The following is a 17,878-nucleotide window of genomic DNA, read 5'->3' as shown; positions in this document are numbered from 1 at the left end:
AGCACCTGAGGCGGTGCCGGCTCGGGTCAGGGGCGTGGTGAGCGCCCGGGCATGCCTGCGGGCACTGCTTCTTGCTGATCGAGACCGGCTGCCTCGCGTCGAGGTCGGGTCGGCAGCCGGCGTGGCGCTGGGCCGCGGTGCCCGGGGCGTGCCCTGTGCACCTGTAGGGCAGCCACGGACGACAGGACGAGCAGGCCACCCGCTACCTGTACGGGGGTGAGGATCTCGTCGAGCGTGATCGCCGCCAGCGCGGTGGTGACGACCGGTTCGAACGTCGACAGGATGGCTGCGGTCGAAGGGCCCGTCCGCCGCAGGCCGGCGAAGAAGGTCAGCATCGCCAGGACGGTGGACACGACCGCGATGCACGTGAGCCAGAACCAGCCCTCTGGCCCGAAGTTGAGGTCGACCCCGCCCGTCACGAGGGCGCGTGCGGCCAGGGTGAGGGCGGCACCGGCCATCACCAGCGCGGACAGCATCACCGGTGGCAGCCGGTGCACGACGGTGTCGGCGACGAGGATGTACATGGGGTAGGTGACAGCGGCACCGAACGCGAGGGCCGCCCCGAGCGGGTGGAAGTCCACACCGCCGGTCCCGAGAAGGACGAGCAGCGTCCCGCAGGAGGCGGCCACCAGTGCGGCGCAGCGGTCGGGTGTCAGGCGGTCCCGGCCCAGCAGGACGGCCGTGAGGGTGACCAGCAGCGGGTAGGTGTAGAAGACCAGGGACAGCAGCGAGGCGTCCATCAGTTCCAAGGCCGCGAAGTACAGGGACGCCTGGGTGGCGTACCCGATGGCGCCCAGACCGAGGGCCGTCACCAGCAGGCCCAGGGTCACGCGCGCGGGACTCGTCCTTGGGTCGGGGCTCGCAGGATCGCTTCGCAGACCCGGTCGCAGGAGCAGCAGCATCGCCAGTAGGGCGGCGGCAAGGCCGAAGCGCACCAGGAGGAGCGCTCCAGGCGAGACGTCCGCGGCGTACGCGAGCTTCCCGAAGATCGCCATGGCGCCGAAGCACGCGGCTGACAGAAGGCACAGTGCGGGACCCATGTCCTAGAGCATCGACGCCACCATGCTGCAGGTCCAGTGATGATTTGTGGACCTGAATCGTTAGTCTCTCCGCATGGTCACGCTGGATCTTCGTCGGCTCCGTCTGCTCCGCGAGCTCGAGGAACGAGGGACCCTGGGCGCAGTGGCCTCGGCTCTCGGCTACAGCCCGTCCTCGGTGTCCCAGCAGTTGAGCGTTCTGGAGAAGGAGGTCGGCGCGCGCCTGCTCGAGAAGGCCGGCCGTGGTGTGCGGCTCACCGACGCCGGGCGTCTGCTCGCACAGCACGCCCGGGTCCTGCTGACAGCAGCCGAGGCGGCGTCAGCCGATCTGGCGGCGCTGGCCGGCGAGGTGCGCGGCACCGTGCGCGCCGGCGGCCTGCAGTCAGCGGCCCGTCGCCTCCTGGTCCCCGCAGTGGCACGCATGATGGTCGAGCACCCGCAGGTACGCACCGAGGTCTCCGAGCTCGAACTCGAACAAGCGCTGCCGGGACTACGGCTCGGGGCGGTCGACCTGGTGATCAGCGACGAGTACGACGGCCACCCACGCCCCCGGCCGGCAGGACTGCGGTTCACGCTGCTGCACGAGGAGCCACTGAAACTGGTCCTGTCGCCCGGACATCCGCTGGCCAAACGTGGAGGACCCGTCGCACTGTCCATGCTGCGGGACGAGGTCTGGGTGGCCTCCGACGCCGGCACCGGCCATCACGACATGGTCGTGGGAAGCTGCCGGTCCATCGGCGGCTACGAGCCCGACGTACGGCACCGGTCCAGCGACGCGGACGTCCAGCTCGAACTCGTACGCACCACCGGAGCCATCGCGCTACTGCCCGCGCTGACCCTGCCCGCAGCAGACCCAGCCCTTGCGATCCGTGACGTCGCCGAGGAGAAACTCGGACGTCGACTGGTCGTCGTCCTCCGAGACGGCCCCCCAGCTCCCGCGCTCGCGGCCTTCCTAGCCGTCGTTACCGACCAGGCCCGCAACCTCAGACAGAACCCGAAGACCAAGGCGTGACGGGGCTGGGAGCTCGCGAAGGGGATCTTGCTGTAGCCGCGCGGGCTGCTTGACGAGTGGCCTGTGGCGGGGCCCCCGCCCGGGCTCCTACTGCTTTTGCTGCTGCGGGCCCTGCCCCTGGTGCGCTATCACCGTCGCAAAGACATCCCAGAGGTTGCGACCGGCCTGGCGCAACGCCTCGGCAGGCTGGGCGGCCGTCTCAGCCTGGCTCGGCTGAGCCTGCCCCTGCTGGCCGGGGCCCTGCTGCGGCTGACCCTGGCCCTGGCCCTGGCCACCAGTCTCCTGACCGCCCGCCTCGCCGGCCTTGGACAGCGCGCCCACCACTCCACTCCGCTCGCGGTGATGGAGCCGATGTCCTCTGGGCCGTCCTCGGGCGAACACCGACCTTCGCCAGAGGGCTACCCGTCGCCCATCCCCGGCGGGATCCGCTCGCGTCCGGGCTGACCTTGCCCGTCAACGAGCAACGCGCGTTCTTCGCTCACCTTCACGTGCTCGCCGCCGCGGCCGGACGGGATCGGAACGTGCTGCTGCACCGGCAAGCCTGCTTCGTCTCCGGCATGGACCCCACCATGCCGGCGGCAGGATGGCTCACCCAGACCACCGCTCGCGCCCGCCGGGTGACCACCTTCCGCACCTGGGTTGAGCATGCCGGATACGGACGGGTGACGCCCCTGGTCCGCAACGCTGGTGTGCGAGTCATCCGCTCTGCCGAGAAGGGTTCACTCGGTCATGCGATGCACCTCCGATGCTTGGGAAACAGCCCGCGAACGCTCATGGGTCTCACATGCGGCGGATGGGTGGGCGGGCGTTCGTCACACAGGCCGCAGCGCTCAGATCAGGGTGGTAACCCTGGTTAGTGGCCGAGAGGGCGGTAACGGAGGTGAACGACGCCGTTTTGGAATCGGCGCTCGTCGAGGAGCGCGAAGTCGGCGCGTACGCCAGTAGGCAGCCCCGGCTTGCCGCCTCCGACGGCCGTGGGCCAGACGAATAACTGGCACTCGTCAACCAGTCCAGCCCGCATGGCTTGCGCCGCCAGGTTGGCGCCTCCAACGGTGATATCGCTGCCGGCCGTGGCCTTGAGCTGGTGTACGACGGCGGGGTCGAAACGGCGCTCCAAGCTGGTGGCGGCCGTTGACACCGCGGTGAGAGTCGTGGAGTAGACGACCTTGTTCGCCGCTTGCCAGGCGCTCGCGAAGTCAGCCATGAGGCCGGACTGCGCGGCTAGAGCAGCGTCGGTTTCCCAGACAGCCATCTTCTCGTACAGGCGCCGCCCGTAAAGGAAAGTACCGACCGACCGCAGGAGGTTGGTGGTGAACGTGAATACCTCGTCGTCGGGCGGGAACCAGTCGAAGGCTCCGCTTTCGTCCTCGATATAGCCGTCAAGCGACACATTAGTCACGTAGATCAGCTTGGCCATGCCGCTACCTCCCGGTGCACGTAGGACCGATTGGGATGTCACCCTCGCCCGCTGAGCATCACGGGTCGGGCAGACGTCTCCGCCCTCGCCCGTTCTACGAACGACTCGGCCGGATCCGACGCCACCCCGAGAGAGAGTTCCACGGGATCCTCGGCTGGTCGGCGCACGCCAGCGGTGTCCGCTCTGTCGCTGACCGGGCGTCTTGCCTGGTCAAGGTCGACGAGCTAATCCGAACCCGCGCGACGGATGGAAGGACCTCACCGGCCTCGACCGTCCCCCGTCCGTGTAACGCGGGTCGCTCAATCCAGTCCACGACAGGACGTCCACGGTCACCGCCGCTGCCGCATGTCAGAATGCCCCCAAACGTGGAGCAGAGCTGGCAGAACGGGCGAGCCGATGACGACGAGCAGAGCGGCCGGGCTGCTGCGGAGAGCCGAGGATCCACAGCGGGCTACGTTCCTGGAACTCTTCTCCGACCTGGTGCTTGTCGTCGCGCTCGCTCAGCTCTCGCGCGGTCTGGCCGAGGATCTCGGGTGGAGCGGTGCCTTCCGGACGCTGGTGCTGTTGGGGGCCATGTGGTGGGTCTGGTCCAGCACCGCGTGGCTAACCGACCGGACGGACCCGCAACGGCTGGTAATCCAGGCACTGGTCATCGCGACCATGGTCGGCACCCTGGTGATGGCGGCCGCGGTGCCCGAGGCCTTCGGCGACAGGGGTCTGATCTTCGCGGGCGCCTACGTCGCCATCCAGCTCAGCCGCGGGCTCGTCCTCGTGGCCTTTCTGCGTGGCCACGAGCTGCAGCGCATCGGCGTGCGCGGGCTGTTCTGGTACGGCCTGTCGGCGCTGCCGTGGATCGCGGGGGCGCTCGTGCACGGTACGGCGCGCGGCGCGTTGTGGGCACTCGCGGTGGTCCTTGACCACACGGCAGGCAGAATCGGCTTCCCCACCCCGGGGGCGGGCCGAACGCCCGGTCAAGACCTTGTGATCTCGGGCGAGCACATTGCCGAGCGCCACCGGCAGCTCTTCATCATCGCGCTCGGCGAGCTGATCCTGGTTACCGGACTGGCCCTGAGCAGCAGCGGCTTCGCGCCTGATGAAACCGCAGCGTTCGCAGTGTCGATCGCGACCACCGTGCTGCTGTGGCGGATCTACATCTACCGCGCTGGGCAAGTCCTGGCGGAAGCAATTGCCGTCTCCGCCGACCCGGTCCGCCTCGCCCGATCGACGTCATACGCCCACCTGACCATGGTGGCCGGCGTGGTCGCTACAGCCGTCGGCGCCGAACTTGTCATCGCCCATCCACTCGGGCACACCCCACCGGCCTGGATCGCCGTCATCCTCGGCGGACCCGCGCTGTACCTGGCCGGGCGCGCCCGCTTCGAGCACTCGGTATTCGGCCGCGTGTCCCGGTCCCGACCGATCGGCGTCCTTGCGCTGGCCGCCCTGACACCGGCGATGCTCCCCCTTCCACCACTCGTGGTCGCCGCCGCCGCTGCCATCGTCCTGACCGGGATCGCCATATCCGACGCAGCCCGCGCCCACGGACGCCCGCCCGAGCCGCCGTCACCACCCGGCTAGCCGGAAGCGTCGCCCATGTCTTGAGACTGTTCTGCCACGCAGGTCACGAGACCCGACAAGTTGGCAGCCGGCCGGTCCGCCTCCCTCGGCGGGATCACGGCGGTCGACGTGTCGGCACCCGGTGCTACTCCGCCGCTCGTCGGGCACGCCAGCGCGGTCTTCCTGCCGGATCGCTGGACTCGACTCTGGAGATGCCGAGCGGCCTCCCTGCCGCTGATACGGGCCCACGTTCCGCCGGCTCTCGATCGCACCGGCCGCTGTGCCGGTCCCATGGATCCGCTTAACGGCCCAGCACGGCCTTCCGGCCGTCCACGCCGGAGAGCTGACCATCGGCCGCCAACTGCAACGCGTGCGGGGGCAGCCCCTGCATCGCGACACCAAGACCCAGGCGTCCGACGCCACCCTGCCCCTGCCCGACATCTGCCTGACCGCGCTCAAGCTACGACAGGTCTCGTCGAAAGCGACCCGAGACGCCCTCAAGCGCCTCAGCGATTCCCTCGGCAGATGACCGTTGCTGCACTTAACTGCTGTACGGGCAGCAAAAAGGCCACCCCCGATGAATGGGAATGGCCTTCTACCTGCGTGGGCCACTCTGGGCTCGAACCCCGGTGGACCACTCTGGGCTCGAACCCCGGTGGACCAGGCTTGGCAGAATCCGAACCGCATTCCCGCAGCTCACCGCCCTGCGGTGACCGTCCCGCCGATTCGGCGTCGCGCTGGCCGGCACCGATGACGGGAGTCCATGCGACATACCCGAGGATAGGCCAGGAGTGCTCGACCGTGGGCGGGCTGAGGAAGAGCCGGAGCGATTTGCCTGCTCGACAACCCGTCGACGACAAGGCCCGCGATGCGCAGCCCCTGCAGGGTCGGCGCGTCATGGGCATCCGGTGGTGCGGTCACCTCCCGCGAGTGCACCACCGGATGCTTCGCTCAGACGTAGTCGGCGGGGGTGGTCCACTCGACAAGCTGGATGATCAGGCCGTTAGGATCGGTGATCTGGAACAGGCGTTCGCCCCATGGTTCCTCACGCAGCGGCGTGGTGATCTCGACCCCGGCGTCCCGCAACCGCTTCTCCTGGCCTGGAAGGCCGTCGGACAGGCGTGAGCGCAGTACTGGCGAAGGTGGCGCGCCCTGCGGGCCGCTCCGAACGTCTGACCGTGCCCGCTTTGGGGCGTCACTGGGCGCGCCGCGGTTCGGCGTGCATATCGAGGTCATCATCGACTGGGACTTCGGGCTGCCGGCCGGGACGGCTGGCGGGAGGCACTGCATTGGTGCCCGTGGCGGGACGAGGCTCTCGCGCCGGATTGAAGACGCCGGAGCGCAGGGCTACGGCGGCCGCGGCGGCGGTACGTCGGGCGAACTCCTCGTCAATGGGTTCGTCGACGACGAGCAGCCGCAGGAAGAAGGGCGCGCCCAGGACCTCGATCGCGGCCCGGGCATCGGTGCCCTGAGGCAGTTCGCCGCGGGCGACGGCGTGGTCGACGACGGCCTCGGCCAGGCCGAACCGTTCGGCGAAGAAGCCGCGGACGACGTGCGCGGCGCGCGGGTTGCGCGGCGCGGCCGCGGCCAGTGCGGTGATCAGCTCGCCAGGTTCGCCGGTCATGCCGCGCCGGATCAGCAACGCCAGTTCCTCGAGGTCGGTGTCGAGGTCGCCGGTGTCCGGGATCGGGACGACCTCACTGGCGTACTCGCTGAGCAGGTCGCCGAGGACGCCTTCCAGGTCGGTCCACCGGCGGTAGACCGACGTCTTGTTGACGCCGGCCGCCTGGGCGATCCGTTCGACGGTCAGCTCGGCGTACCCGTCGACGAGGAGACCGCGGGCGGCCGCGAGGACCGCGGCCCGGACGCGGGCGCTGCGCCCGCCCGGTCGCTGGGCGGCAGACATCGAACACCTCCTTTAACGCACCAACTGTTGCGTTACACCATCCCATCATGACAGACTCAAAACGCAACACGAGTTGCTACTAGGGGGAGGATCCATGAAGACCAGCGTCTGCGTCGTCGGCGGCGGGCCCGCAGGGCTCGTCCTGGGGCTGCTGCTCGCCAGGCAGGGAGTGGAGGTCACCGTGCTGGAGAAGCACGCCGACTTCCTCCGGGACTTCCGCGGCGACACCGTGCACCCCTCCACACTGAACATGCTCGACGAGATCGGGCTCGGCGAACCGATGGCGGCGCTACCCGGGCGCAAGGCAGGCGCGTTGCGCGCCACCTTCGACGACGGCACCTACACCGTTGCGGACTTCACGCGCCTACCGGCACCGCACAACTACCTGTACTTCGTCCCCCAGTGGGACTTCCTGGAAATGCTCGCGACCGAGGCAGCGAAGTTCCCGACCTTCACGCTGCTGCGCTCCACCACGGTGACAGGCCTGCTCCGCGACGCGTCCGGCGCCGTCACCGGCGTGCGGGCCGTGGGCCCTGAGGGCGAGCTGGAGATCGAGGCATCGCTCACGGTCGCCTGCGACGGCCGCGATTCAGTGGTACGCCGGGAGCTCGGCCTGCGGCCGGTCGACTACGGCGCGCCCATGGACGTGCTGTGGTTCCGGATCTCGCGCCGCGCCGGCGACGGCGACGGCCTGGCGATGCGGGTCGGTGCCGGCGGGCTGATGCTCGCCATCGACCGCGGCGACTACTACCAGTGCGCGTACGTCATCGCCAAGGGCGGCTACGACGAGATCCGCGCGGCCGGGCTGGACGCGCTGCGGGACCAGGTGACGCGCCGGCACCCGGTCCTGGCCGACCGGGTCGGTGAGCTCGCCACCTGGGACGACGTCAAGCTGCTGACAGTGAAGGTCAACCGGCTGGAGCGGTGGCACGCGCCCGGCGCGCTGCTCATCGGCGACGCCGCACACGCCATGTCCCCGATCGGCGGCGTCGGCATCAACCTGGCGGTGCAGGACGCCGCGGCCACCGCCCGGATGCTCGGCCCGAACCTCGCCGCCGGGCGGCCGGTCACCGAAGCGGATCTCGCCGCAGTACAGCAGCGCCGGCGCTTCGCGACGGTGGTGACACAGAACATCCAGCGCGCCGCGCAGCGGCGGATCGTCGACCCGCTGCTACACGCCACCGGCCGGATCGACGCCCCGGCACCGATCCGCCTGCTGCAGCGGTTCCCGGCGCTACAAGCCCTCCCCGCCCGGCTGGCAGGCATCGGCGTACGCCCCGAACACATGCGTTGACCACCGTCCCGGCAGCCGGGCGGAGACGTGATCCGCCACGACAGGGACGGACTCTGGCTCTGCCGGTAGCACCCGCCACCCGCAGTGTCGGGCTCTCGGTATGGAGCGACGACGTGTGGATCCGAACGACGCGGGCCACTGATCTGCAGGCGATGAAGCGCGGTGCCAGCCGCCGGCACGGCCGAGTCTCTCGGCTGCCACGCGCGAACCTTCACCGCAGATGCGCATAAACGCGTTTTCCCAGCTCACCGCACATCTGACCGAGGCGGTTCGCGCACTGCCAACAACAGGCTCACCTTTGCCCAGCTCAAGGGCTATACGTGGACCATACTTGGCAGAATCCGAACCACATTCCCGCAGCTCGGGGCCCGATCGTGGCGGTTTCACCGGCACGTAGGCGGACGGCCCGACGGGGTCGGCCGACGTGACCGCCGTGAGGGCAGCCGTCGTCAGAGGGCCGCCGGCCACCCAACCATGGGCCTGGTGCTTGCCGGACGGCTTGCCCGCTCCGAAGTGGGTCGATACCGTCGCGCGGCGAATGAAGCCATCATCGCGACCAGCACCACTGCCCCACCAACAGGTTTCTCCAGGACCAAGGCCTGAAGAGGACGTCTCGCGTCAGGTGGCCCGCCCCACACCGGGATTCGTCGGGGTGACCACCGACAGTTCCAGCAGGGCGGGCAGCGGCGCCACGCCCGGCCCGCCGTCGATCCAGTCAACGACGGCGCGAGTCGTTCGGTGATCCGGGGGATCAAGGAGGCGGCAGACGTACGGCAGGACAGATCGGAAGACCCCGCCCTGGGTGTGGTCCGTGATGGACCCGATTTGACCCGGGCGAGGCCTTCCGGTCGGTACGAGCGTCAAGCCCGGTGAGTTACGGACTGACCCTGGCTGGTTGGTGGTCAGCCCCTGCCGGTGACGAGGCTGGCACGTGCCATTGCTCCAGTGGCGCATGGTCCGATCCGACCCCGGATCCAGCGTGCGTCGCAGCGGCCGTTGTTGACGGCCGCTGTCGGGCAGTCGACGCGGTGATGGCGATCGCGACGAGCACTCCCGCGGCGGCGATCCAGCTGACGGAGCGGATCGACAGGCCGGTGACGGCGAGCCCGCCGAGTCCCGCGCCAGCTGCCATGGCCAGCTGCATCATGGACTGGTTGAGGCCGAGCAGGACTCCGGAGGAGCCCGGCTCGATCGTGGCGAGGTGGTATTGCTGGGTGGGACCCGTACTCCAGGCGGACAGCGACCACACGACGAGCACCCCGATGATCAGCAACGGCGACCCGGTGACGAGGGACAATGCCAGCAGGGCCAGGACGTGCAGACCCATTCCGCCGAGCAGGGTGGGCAGCACTCCCCACCGGTCGGTGAGGTACCCGCCCGCCTTCGACCCGATGAGACTGGCGATTCCGAAGGCGAGCAGCGCTGCGCTGATCAGCCCGATGGCCAGCCCCGACGCTTCGATAAGATACGGCGAGAGGTAGGTGTAGGCGACCGAGTAACCGCCAAGCCAGAAGAACGTGATCAGAAGTCCTCGAACAACCTTCGGGTTCCGGAAGAGTGTCAATTGCTGCGCCAGCGGCGTCGGCTTGTCGCCGGCGACGCTAGGCAGGGCCCGCCAGAGTACGGCGCCGGCCAGCAGGGCTGCCGCGGCGATGAAGAGGAAGACGGCTTGCCAGCCCAGGCTGTCCGCGACCAGACGCCCGGCGGGAACGCCGAGGATCAGGGAGGCGGTGAAGCCCGTGACGACCGTGGCGATCGCACGTCCGTGATGGCGTTCTGGGGAGATCTTCACCGCGAGATTCAGCGCGGCCACCACCACCGCCCCGGCCGCCAAGGCCATGCCGACTCGCGTCCCGACGAAGGTCCAGTAGCCGGGTGCCAGGAAGGCGGCGACGTTGCTGGCCACGAAGACGCCGAGCGCCGCGACGATGAACAGGCGACGGTCGATCTTGGACGTCAGCGCTACCACGAGTGGCGTGCCGATGGCGTACACGAGGGAGAACAGGGTGATCAGTTGCCCCGCCCCGGATACGTCAACATCCAGATCTGCGGCGACCAGGTCGAGGATGCCCGCGATCACGTACTCCGAGGTTCCGACGAGGAAGGTCGTGATCGCGAGTAGGTAGACCTGCCAGGTACTGCTGCTCGATGTTCGGCTTGGCACTGTTTGGGCCTTTCATGGTTGGACGTTTCGGACTTCGTCGAAATGTTTGCCCGGATTGCGCCCTGGCTCCGGGCGTGATCAGGTGGGTGCGGTGTAGCTAGAGCTCCTTCGCCATCGCCTCGGCGAACCGGGCGATCGCCACCTCATTCCGCTTGTAGTAGGTGTACTTTCCGATCCGCTCCGTGGTCAGCAGCCCGGCCCGGAGCAGCATCGTGAGGTACTGCGAGGCGGTCGACTGCGTCATGTCGAGCTTCTGGGCGACCTGGCTCACGCACACCCCAATCTCGATCATGTCGACGCCATCGTGCGGCGAAAAGTGCCGGTTGGGCTCCTTGAGCCACTGCAGGATGCGCAGCCGCGGCTCGCTGGCCAGCACCTTCAGGACGTCGATCGTTGCCATGGACCGATCATAACGAGATTTTCCGAAATGACAAAGCGACTGCCTGGCGGCCTGGCGGCGGGGGTGGCACCGAAGATCACAACGAGCCCAGGCCGGCCTCGACGCCCATCGAGCTTCAGCGCCCAGCAACCCGTACGCGGCCAGCGCCGACCGTTGGCGCATCACGAGGGTGGTTGGAACTCCCGGGTGCGCGCGTCAAGCGAGCCGTTGGAGACCGCCGCGGCGCCGTGCGAAATGGGGCAGGCCGGGTGGTGCCGGCCGGGGGGCACGCCGGCTCCGGACCCTGGGCCCGGACGGCAGGCCGGGGCTACCGTGAGTGGGCCGGTAGCGCGCGTCCCGGACCACCTCCATAAGGAGCACCCAGGCGTTCGCGGTGGCGGCGACCAGCGCGCAGAGCACCGACGCGGCCAGCCAGTACAGCCCACCCGGCAGCCAGCCCAGCAGTGCGACGCCGGCCAGCACCATCGGACGCTGACCAGGTGTACGACGAGGACTCGGGTGAGCCGCCAGCTAAGGGGCTGACGGCTGGGCCGGACCACGCCGGGGATAACGATCATGAGCAGGATGCCCCAAACCAGCAAGCCGCTGACGGCCGGTTCCACGCCGAGGGCGCGTACCGGTTGATGCGGGATGAGCACGTACGCGCAACCGACCAGCGCGCCGAGGTAGAAGACGAGGCTCTCGCCGGCCCGCCCCGGCAGGCCGCGGACTGGCAGGATCCGTTCCACGTTGATCGACACCGCCAGACGCCCGACCGGTGATCAAGCAGCGTGCGGCCCCGGATCCGCCGTGCTTTCGCCGACGGCTCTGGTTGGGATCGACGGCTCGTTGCGGCCGCCACCGAAGCGTGCGCTTCCCAGAGGTGCGGGGCGCGAGAGGACTGAGCCTGCTCCCAGTTTGCTCCCAATTTAATGGGCAACAACGCGAGAGCATCTGCGAATATTTACAGTGGACCACTCTGGGCTCGAACCCCGGTGGACCATACTTGGCAGAATCCGAACCGCATTCCAGCAGCTCACGGGCCTGCGGTCGCTGTCGCGCCGGTTCGGCGTCGCGCTGGGGTAATGACAGGACTCCCGTAGGGATAAGCCAGGATAGGCAAGACGTCCCACCGCCGGGCGTGGCAGCAATGCGGAGACGTTCCACACCCGGCGGATGGGGGTTCGTGTCGGAGGCCCGAGTTGAACCCTAACTACATGATCAGAATCGCTGCCGATCTGTAATTGTGCTGACCGTTGGATGCCATGTCCACACGCACCGTTCGTGTACAGACCCGACCTGGACCGGCGCCTTGCCTCACCTGCCATCAACCGGTAGAACCGTCACACAGCAACAAACGCCACCGACCAAACAAAGCACTATTCGTTGCCCCGCCCGCGGCTGTCACAGGCCGGGCACCCCGCCCGTCAACGCCTGCCGTGCGGAGGTGAGGGCCGTGGACAGGTACTCGTCCACCTGGGCTGGCACGCCGTAGAAGACCACGACCAGGCCGCCCACGCGGACGAACGCGTTCTCAAGTTCCAGCGGTGTTCCACGGTCGGGCAGGTCCACGGCGATGCGCAGGTTGACCTCCTCGTCCCCGAGCGAGCGCGGCGGCGCCAGGCTCATCCGCATTGGATACTTGCCCTGAAGCAGTCCGCTGGTGCAGCCGCCCGGCACGGTCCGCAGGAACGCTAGGTAAGCCATGGAGCGGGAGATGGTGTCGACGCCCAGGCCGACCTGCACCGTGTTCAAGACGACGCTCTTGTCTGCGTTGAGGTATGATCCGAGCGCACCTCGGATCGGCTTGGTTTCCTCATGGCCGGTGCGCAGCCGGCCGGGCTGGGGGCAGCCCTGGACGAACTTGCCGAGGTCCGGAAAGCCGGTGCCCTGGTCGGTTGGGCCGTGCCACTGTGCGCCGAGGGCTACGGCTGTGGGCAGCCCACGCCTGAGTTGGTCGGCTGCGATGGTAGGGGTGAAGTCTGACGGCGAGGCGACAGCGGTCGGTGTCGGTGTCGGGGACGACGGGGCGGCGGTGCTGACGCCGATGGCGATGTCATCGTCGTTGGCGCCGCGGCAGGCCGGTATCGCGGTGAGGGCGACGGCTGCGAAAGCGACGACGGCACGCCCGAGGATGGAACGCATGGGAGGCCTCCCGGAGTCATCGACACGGCGGCCGGTACGGCAGTCCCGGTACGTCGCGTTTCCACTGGTCTTCGGTGATGGGTGTGCCGATGCCCACGCAGATCGCGCGGGTGCCGGTGTCGGGGTCGAGTTCCCAGAACGTCGTCTGCCCGTACTCGGTGCCGACGGCCAGGGTGTGGTGGTCGGCGAAGGCCAGGTCGGTGTCGGCGGTCACGCCGAGGTGCCGCACCATGGCCAGCTCAGCTGAGTCGGCCTTTAGGCGGTAGACGCGCAGGGTGCGGTCCCGGCCCAGGGTGGCCAGCCGACCGCCGTCGGGGCTGACCGCGACGGCGTTCACGTCGCCGGTATCGGTCAGGGTGGCGATCCGGCGCAGCGCGCGACCGTGCTCGCGAACCCGCCACAGCCACGCCGTGCCGTCCCGGCGGGCGATGGCGAGGACCGCGCCGTCCCGGCTCACCGACAGGTCCTGCACCTGGTATCTGCCGCCGGGCAGCCGGCCGAGGTTCTCGGCGTTGTTGACGTCGGACAGATCCCAGATCTCGGTGACACCGGCCAACATGCCGACGACCAGCAGCGGCCGGTCGCTGGCCGGCAGCATGGCCAGGTCAGCCACAAAACCGTAGGTCTTCAGCACCGCGACCGGGTCGGACCCGCCCCGGGTCAGGTCGAACAGCGACACCTGACCCGCCACGTCCCCGACCGCCAGCGTCCGGTCGTCGGGGAACGCCAGGGCGGTGGTGCCGATGTCGCACGGCAGTTCAGGGTAGAGCTGGCCGCACAGGTTCCGGTTGTCCGGCACCGTCCAGCGCCCGGAGACTCGTGGCGTGCGTGGGTCGCTGACGTCCATCGCCCACACCGCACTGTCCTGGTGCGCCGCCAGCATCCGCCCGTCGGGGCTGAACAGCAGGCCGTCAGGTCGGTCCGGGCCGGTGACCGTACCGACCTGACGGGGCTGCGCCAGGTCGGTGACGTCCCAGAGCCGGATCGTCTTGCCGTCGGCGGCGGCGAGCAGGCTACCGTCCGGGCTGAGGGTGGGCCGGCCGGGCACCGCCCCGACGGCACCGCGCTGCCGGCCATCGGGGATGGTCCAGATACGCAGGGTGCCGGAGCCCACGCCGGCGCCGGTGGCACCGGCGTTGCTGCCCGGGGTGAGCAGGGCGACCCGGCGGCCGTCGGGGCTGAACGTCAGCCCCTGCGGGTTCCGGGAATCCCAGCGCGGTATCCCCAGCCGGGCGGTGAGCGCCGGACTGCGACCGCCGGCCTCCCACAGCAGCACGGCGCCGTCCTCAGCGACGGCGGCGGTCCGGCCGCCCGCACCGGAGGCAGCAACGGCCAGCGTGGCGTCCGGATCGGACACCGGCAGGGGCTGGGCGCCGCTGGCCTTCCCCGCACCGTCGACCGCCCAGGTTCGAGGGCCGTCCGGACCGATGGTCAGCAGCTGAGCACCGTCCGGCGAGAACACGAAGCTCCGTATCTTGCCGACCGTGCCGAGCTTCAGATCCCAGCGGCGGGGATCGGTCACGTCGAAGAGCATCATCAGGGTCGGGCCGTCGGAAATCGCGACGGCGACCGCCTCTGGGACCGGGGGGTTCGTCTGCCGTAGCGGGATCGGTGCGACCGCGAGGGTGCGGCCGCCTGGGTGAAACGCCATGGTGTAGCGGGCGATCCGAAGGTCGAGCGGGATGCGGCTGAGCAGGATCGGCTGGTCGGCATTGGTCACGTCCCACAGCCGGATCTCCCCCGCCCGGTCGGCGGTGGCCACGGTACGGCCGTCCGGGCTGAACACCACGGACAGCACGGTTGCCGAGTGGCCGACCAGTGTGCCCCGTTCGGCGGGCGACCGCGGGTCGCTGACGTCCCACAGCCGCACGTCGCGTCCGTAGCCGAGGCCGAACAGGTGCCCGGGGGCCGGCCCGAAGGCGAGCGCGCCGATCGGTAGCTGGCCGAGCTTCTGCTCGGCCAGGACGGCGAGGTTCTGCGTGTCGTACAGGGCCAAGTGTCCGTCCCGGGCCGGCACGGTCTTGAAGGCGGACTTGTTCTCGATGTTGCCGCTGCGGACCACCGCCAGCGCCTGCCCGTCGGAGCGGTAGGCCAGCAAGTCCGCGTCGACGTGCAACTCCTGGGCGATCTCGGCGCCGCCGACGAGCGCTCCGGCGACCAGCGGGGTGAGCTTGATGTCCCGGGCGGCGGCGATCAGCTGGCGGGCCAGCCCGGGCTGGCTGTCCCGGACCGTGTCCGCCTCGGCGACCAGCTGGTTGGCCAGGGCGGTGTCCCGCTGCTCGATGGCGATCGCCCGCTGGCGAAAGGCGACCACGGCGGCCGACGTAGCCGCGAGCGCCAGCACGGTGAGCGCGCCGACCACGGCACGGACCGTACGACGCACCCGGCGGCGCTGCCGGACGTGCTCGCCGACCAGGCTGTCCTTGTCTAGACCACGGATCGGCGCGGCGAAGTCGGCGACGATGTCACCGAGCCGTAGCGGGGCCCGGCGCGGTACGTCCCCGGGACGGGCGGCGTCGGGCGGCGACACCGACTCGGGCGTACCTGGCCGAAGGGGACGCAGGTCGATCCAGCGGGGTTCGTGGGTGAAGGTGCCGGCCAACTCCTGGGGGATGGCGTCGGTGGCGTCCCAGTCGAAATCGCCGTCGCGCCAGGCAAGCTGGCCATCGGTCAGGGCGATCAGGATGCGGTCGGCTGGACGATTCGCCAACCACCAGGTGACCTCCTGCCGCACCCAACCGGACTGTGCCGCCGCGGGGGACGCCATCAGGATCAACCACTGTGACGCGCTGAGCGCGGCCAGGACTCCGGGCCATAGGGCCGGCGTTGCCGACAGGTCCGTCACGTCCCGGAAGATCCGCAACGGGCCTCGAGAGCCGGGCGGCCCGACCAGCGGCGCGGTCCGGTGGCCGTACCAGGGAACACCGAACCGGCGCACCTCACGCTGAAGGGCGTCCGCGATGAGACGGTCCTGCGCGTGGCTGTAGGAGATAAAGGCGTGATAGGCGAACGGCGGCGGGACGGGGTGCGTCGCCGGCGGCGGCCCGAGCATTGTCGTCACACCACACCCAAACTCTCGGTGTACAGGATCACGACCCTACGAAATCGGGTCGCATCGAGGGCGACAAGCCCCATGTCGGCATGTGGTCACCCGCGTTTGGCCACGCGCACCCGGCACCCGACGGAGGACCAAGCCGCAATTCGCCCCCTGTGAACGTGACGCGGTAACGGAGGCTGGGACTGCGGGCTGCCGTGGATAGCAAGACCGGCACGGGCAGTTGCGCTCGGCTTCGGCAAGTTTGAGCATCGGGGGCAGCAGCGGCCAACGGCGGCTTGCCGCTACAGGCGTCGCCCACGATGACCAGCCGGCCGACACCCTCGCATCCTGCCTGTCCTGGCTGATGCGCAACCGTCAGATCGTGCGCCGCTACGACCGGTACGCCGACCACTTCGACGCCTTCGCCGTCATCGCCGCCATCCTGGTCTGCTGGCGCAGACTCACCAACTGAGATACGCCCTTAAGCCCGCCGTGGGACTGGCCTTTGCTCGGTCGACTCCTGGCCACTGAGGATGTGGTCCTGGCTCGAAGGATGTTCCATGCCGAACGCGTTCCCGCCGGAGTTCCGCCGTGGCGTCGCGGTTGCCCGTAAGGGCGAAGCGCCTATGGTGCAGATTGCGAAGGGACTTCGGGATCTCGGAGTCGGGTCTGCGCCGCTGGTTTGAAGATCGCCGACGCCGAGGACCCCGTTGTCCTGGCACTCAGCCGTGAGCCTGCCGAGCTGCGGAGTTGCGGGAGTTGCGGGAGTTGCGGGAGTTGCGCAAGCGCAACAAGCCCCTTGGAGTAGAAGAACGAAGTCCTGCGCAGGGCGGCGGCGTTCTTCGCCAGGAGATCACCCCAAGAATATGTACCCGCTGGTCGGTGACCTGGCCGCGGATGGGATCCCCTTCGCGGTGACCTGCCGGGTGCTGGGCGTCAGCAGGCTTCAGGAAGCAGGCCTACTGCCCGTGGCGGAAGATCTTTGCAGCCACGGTTCCAAATTGCCGCAGGGGCCGGTGCTAGCCTGGACCTCGCAGGATGCCCCTCGGGGCTCCCGCGCCCGCCTTAGGGCCCGCGCCAGCGGGCCCTTCGTGCAGTCCGGCTAGGACTGTGTAGGAGGAGAACCGCATGCTTCTCAGGTGGACGCGCAGCCGATGGGCGAAGGTCTTGCTCGGGCTGGTCGTCGGGGCCGCTGTCGGCATGGCGATCTACCAGGGCAGTCGGCTCACCGGCCGTAACCTCTTCATTCTCTGCGGCGCGACGGCTGGCGGGGTGGCCGCCATTGTCGTCCACGGATACAGCCGTAACGTACGGCTCACGGACGTGACCATCAGCGTTCCTCAGTTTAGTGACCTGCACTTTGCCGTGACGAGGGACAGTCAGCAGGTTGCATGGAAGCTGTTCATAGAAGCGGTCACGCGCATCTCGACACAACCGCTGGACATGGGAACCGGACTACTCAGGGAAGCACTGACCTCGCTCTACGGCCTGTTCGCCATCACCCGTGATGTGCTCAAGGAGAGCGAGCCCTCCCGGCAGACCGGAAGCGATCCGACCGTAGAGCACCTGGCCATCGCCATGCTGAACGTCGAACTCCGTCCATTCCTGTCTCGGTGGCATCCGATCCTGCGCGATTGGGAGAGTACTCATCCCGACCAGGGCGAACGAGAGTGGCCGCTCGACGCCGAGTGCCGTAGCGAGTTGGCGGCCATGCAGCGGCGGCTTCTGCCGTATGTTCTCGGCTTCGGCAAGCTAGCCGGTGTGCGCAACGCGACCCAGATTGTTGACGGTACCCTCGGCCCTCAATTCGCCACTCCGACGCCCACGCTGCGGCACGGTGCAGATTCCGCTGCCGTTTAGACGTGCTGCGCATGAATCTCGACTTGTGCCCTTGGGAAACGTGGTCGACCGTCAGGGGTGCCTCGATGGT

Annotated in this window: 15 protein-coding genes and 3 pseudogenes; 8 read left to right on the top strand and 10 right to left on the bottom strand. The window is 69.1% G+C overall.

The window, feature by feature from the left end; all coding sequences use genetic code 11:
- Positions 1–26: 26 nt before the first annotated feature.
- A complete protein-coding gene (locus HCJ94_RS20420) occupies positions 27–1,040 on the bottom strand; it encodes a DMT family transporter (RefSeq protein WP_168002638.1) in 1,014 nt (337 codons plus the stop codon).
- Between the two features lie 73 nt (positions 1,041–1,113).
- Here HCJ94_RS20420 and HCJ94_RS20415 point away from each other — a divergent pair, with 73 nt between their 5' ends.
- Positions 1,114–2,049: a LysR substrate-binding domain-containing protein gene (locus HCJ94_RS20415; RefSeq protein ID WP_168002637.1), complete on the top strand. Its 936-nt coding sequence runs from the start codon at positions 1,114–1,116 to the stop codon at positions 2,047–2,049.
- A gap of 87 nt (positions 2,050–2,136) precedes the next feature.
- Here the strand turns inward: HCJ94_RS20415 and HCJ94_RS20410 are convergent, their stop codons facing one another.
- Positions 2,137–2,370 (bottom strand): hypothetical protein, encoded by a 234-nt coding sequence (locus HCJ94_RS20410; RefSeq protein ID WP_168002625.1) that lies wholly within the window; start codon positions 2,368–2,370, stop codon positions 2,137–2,139.
- Between the two features lie 32 nt (positions 2,371–2,402).
- Between HCJ94_RS20410 and HCJ94_RS31230 the strand changes: the two are divergent.
- Positions 2,403–2,687 (top strand): annotated as a pseudogene (locus HCJ94_RS31230) (transcriptional regulator); the annotation flags it as partial.
- A gap of 215 nt (positions 2,688–2,902) precedes the next feature.
- Here HCJ94_RS31230 and HCJ94_RS20400 read toward each other — a convergent pair.
- Positions 2,903–3,466, bottom strand: coding sequence for a dihydrofolate reductase family protein (locus HCJ94_RS20400; protein WP_168002636.1), 564 nt, complete (start codon positions 3,464–3,466; stop codon positions 2,903–2,905).
- A 396-nt stretch (positions 3,467–3,862) separates the two neighbouring features.
- Here HCJ94_RS20400 and HCJ94_RS20395 point away from each other — a divergent pair, with 396 nt between their 5' ends.
- Together HCJ94_RS20395 and HCJ94_RS31225 are read left to right on the top strand one after the other, a co-directional pair.
- A complete protein-coding gene (locus HCJ94_RS20395) occupies positions 3,863–5,044 on the top strand; it encodes a low temperature requirement protein A (RefSeq protein ID WP_168002635.1) in 1,182 nt (393 codons plus the stop codon).
- 313 nt (positions 5,045–5,357) lie between these two features.
- Positions 5,358–5,552, top strand: a pseudogene (locus HCJ94_RS31225) (hypothetical protein); the annotation flags it as partial.
- A gap of 422 nt (positions 5,553–5,974) precedes the next feature.
- On the opposite strand, the gene HCJ94_RS30810 reads toward HCJ94_RS31225, so the two are convergent.
- Complete coding sequence (locus HCJ94_RS30810; protein ID WP_255481110.1) at positions 5,975–6,109, bottom strand: VOC family protein; 135 nt, start codon at positions 6,107–6,109, stop codon at positions 5,975–5,977.
- 109 nt (positions 6,110–6,218) lie between these two features.
- Positions 6,219–6,929, bottom strand: coding sequence for a TetR/AcrR family transcriptional regulator (locus HCJ94_RS20380; RefSeq protein WP_240944370.1), 711 nt, complete (start codon positions 6,927–6,929; stop codon positions 6,219–6,221).
- A 94-nt stretch (positions 6,930–7,023) separates the two neighbouring features.
- Here HCJ94_RS20380 and HCJ94_RS20375 point away from each other — a divergent pair, with 94 nt between their 5' ends.
- Complete coding sequence (locus tag HCJ94_RS20375; RefSeq protein ID WP_168002634.1) at positions 7,024–8,223, top strand: FAD-dependent oxidoreductase; 1,200 nt, start codon at positions 7,024–7,026, stop codon at positions 8,221–8,223.
- Between the two features lie 874 nt (positions 8,224–9,097).
- On the opposite strand, the gene HCJ94_RS20370 is transcribed toward HCJ94_RS20375, so the two are convergent.
- The 3 genes from HCJ94_RS20370 to HCJ94_RS20360 all read right to left on the bottom strand — a co-directional run bounded on the left by HCJ94_RS20370 (position 9,098) and on the right by HCJ94_RS20360 (position 11,249).
- Positions 9,098–10,387, bottom strand: coding sequence for an MFS transporter (locus HCJ94_RS20370; protein WP_168002633.1), 1,290 nt, complete (start codon positions 10,385–10,387; stop codon positions 9,098–9,100).
- 97 nt (positions 10,388–10,484) lie between these two features.
- Positions 10,485–10,787: an ArsR/SmtB family transcription factor gene (locus tag HCJ94_RS20365; RefSeq protein ID WP_168002632.1), complete on the bottom strand. Its 303-nt coding sequence runs from the start codon at positions 10,785–10,787 to the stop codon at positions 10,485–10,487.
- Positions 10,788–10,982: 195 nt separating this feature from the next.
- Positions 10,983–11,249, bottom strand: a complete 267-nt coding sequence (locus HCJ94_RS20360) for a hypothetical protein (protein WP_168002631.1) — start codon at positions 11,247–11,249, stop codon at positions 10,983–10,985.
- A gap of 17 nt (positions 11,250–11,266) precedes the next feature.
- Here HCJ94_RS20360 and HCJ94_RS20355 point away from each other — a divergent pair, with 17 nt between their 5' ends.
- On the top strand, positions 11,267–11,548 hold the full coding sequence (locus tag HCJ94_RS20355) for a hypothetical protein (RefSeq protein ID WP_168002630.1): 282 nt from the start codon (positions 11,267–11,269) through the stop codon (positions 11,546–11,548).
- A 622-nt stretch (positions 11,549–12,170) separates the two neighbouring features.
- Here the strand turns inward: HCJ94_RS20355 and HCJ94_RS20350 are convergent.
- The gene (locus HCJ94_RS20350) at positions 12,171–12,911 is read right to left on the bottom strand and encodes a hypothetical protein (RefSeq protein WP_168002629.1); all 741 of its coding nucleotides are present in this window, start codon (positions 12,909–12,911) and stop codon (positions 12,171–12,173) included.
- Between the two features lie 16 nt (positions 12,912–12,927).
- Complete coding sequence (locus HCJ94_RS20345; RefSeq protein ID WP_240944374.1) at positions 12,928–15,963, bottom strand: TIR domain-containing protein; 3,036 nt, start codon at positions 15,961–15,963, stop codon at positions 12,928–12,930.
- 545 nt (positions 15,964–16,508) lie between these two features.
- Here HCJ94_RS20345 and HCJ94_RS30360 point away from each other — a divergent pair.
- Together HCJ94_RS30360 and HCJ94_RS20340 are read left to right on the top strand one after the other, a co-directional pair.
- Positions 16,509–16,889 (top strand): annotated as a pseudogene (locus HCJ94_RS30360) (transposase); the annotation flags it as partial.
- Positions 16,890–17,076: 187 nt separating this feature from the next.
- Positions 17,077–17,808, top strand: coding sequence for a hypothetical protein (locus HCJ94_RS20340; protein ID WP_168002627.1), 732 nt, complete (start codon positions 17,077–17,079; stop codon positions 17,806–17,808).
- Positions 17,809–17,878: the final 70 nt, after the last annotated feature.

Source organism: Micromonospora thermarum, assembly GCF_012034245.1.
In the GTDB taxonomy this organism is placed as follows: Bacteria; Actinomycetota; Actinomycetes; order Mycobacteriales; family Micromonosporaceae; genus Micromonospora; species Micromonospora thermarum.
Note: the sequence above shows the minus strand (reverse complement) of the source record. Positions and strands in the feature narration are given on the sequence as shown.

Coding starts and splice junctions, on each gene's coding strand:
- HCJ94_RS20380 (WP_240944370.1), bottom strand. CDS start 6,929: ATGTCTGCCGCCCAGCGACCGGGCGGGCGCAGCGCCCGCGTCCGGGCC.
- HCJ94_RS20340 (WP_168002627.1), top strand. CDS start 17,077: ATGCTTCTCAGGTGGACGCGCAGCCGATGGGCGAAGGTCTTGCTCGGG.
- HCJ94_RS20395 (WP_168002635.1), top strand. CDS start 3,863: ATGACGACGAGCAGAGCGGCCGGGCTGCTGCGGAGAGCCGAGGATCCA.
- HCJ94_RS20365 (WP_168002632.1), bottom strand. CDS start 10,787: ATGGCAACGATCGACGTCCTGAAGGTGCTGGCCAGCGAGCCGCGGCTG.
- HCJ94_RS20375 (WP_168002634.1), top strand. CDS start 7,024: ATGAAGACCAGCGTCTGCGTCGTCGGCGGCGGGCCCGCAGGGCTCGTC.
- HCJ94_RS20350 (WP_168002629.1), bottom strand. CDS start 12,911: ATGCGTTCCATCCTCGGGCGTGCCGTCGTCGCTTTCGCAGCCGTCGCC.
- HCJ94_RS20420 (WP_168002638.1), bottom strand. CDS start 1,040: ATGGGTCCCGCACTGTGCCTTCTGTCAGCCGCGTGCTTCGGCGCCATG.
- HCJ94_RS20415 (WP_168002637.1), top strand. CDS start 1,114: ATGGTCACGCTGGATCTTCGTCGGCTCCGTCTGCTCCGCGAGCTCGAG.
- HCJ94_RS20345 (WP_240944374.1), bottom strand. CDS start 15,963: ATGCTCGGGCCGCCGCCGGCGACGCACCCCGTCCCGCCGCCGTTCGCC.
- HCJ94_RS20400 (WP_168002636.1), bottom strand. CDS start 3,466: ATGGCCAAGCTGATCTACGTGACTAATGTGTCGCTTGACGGCTATATC.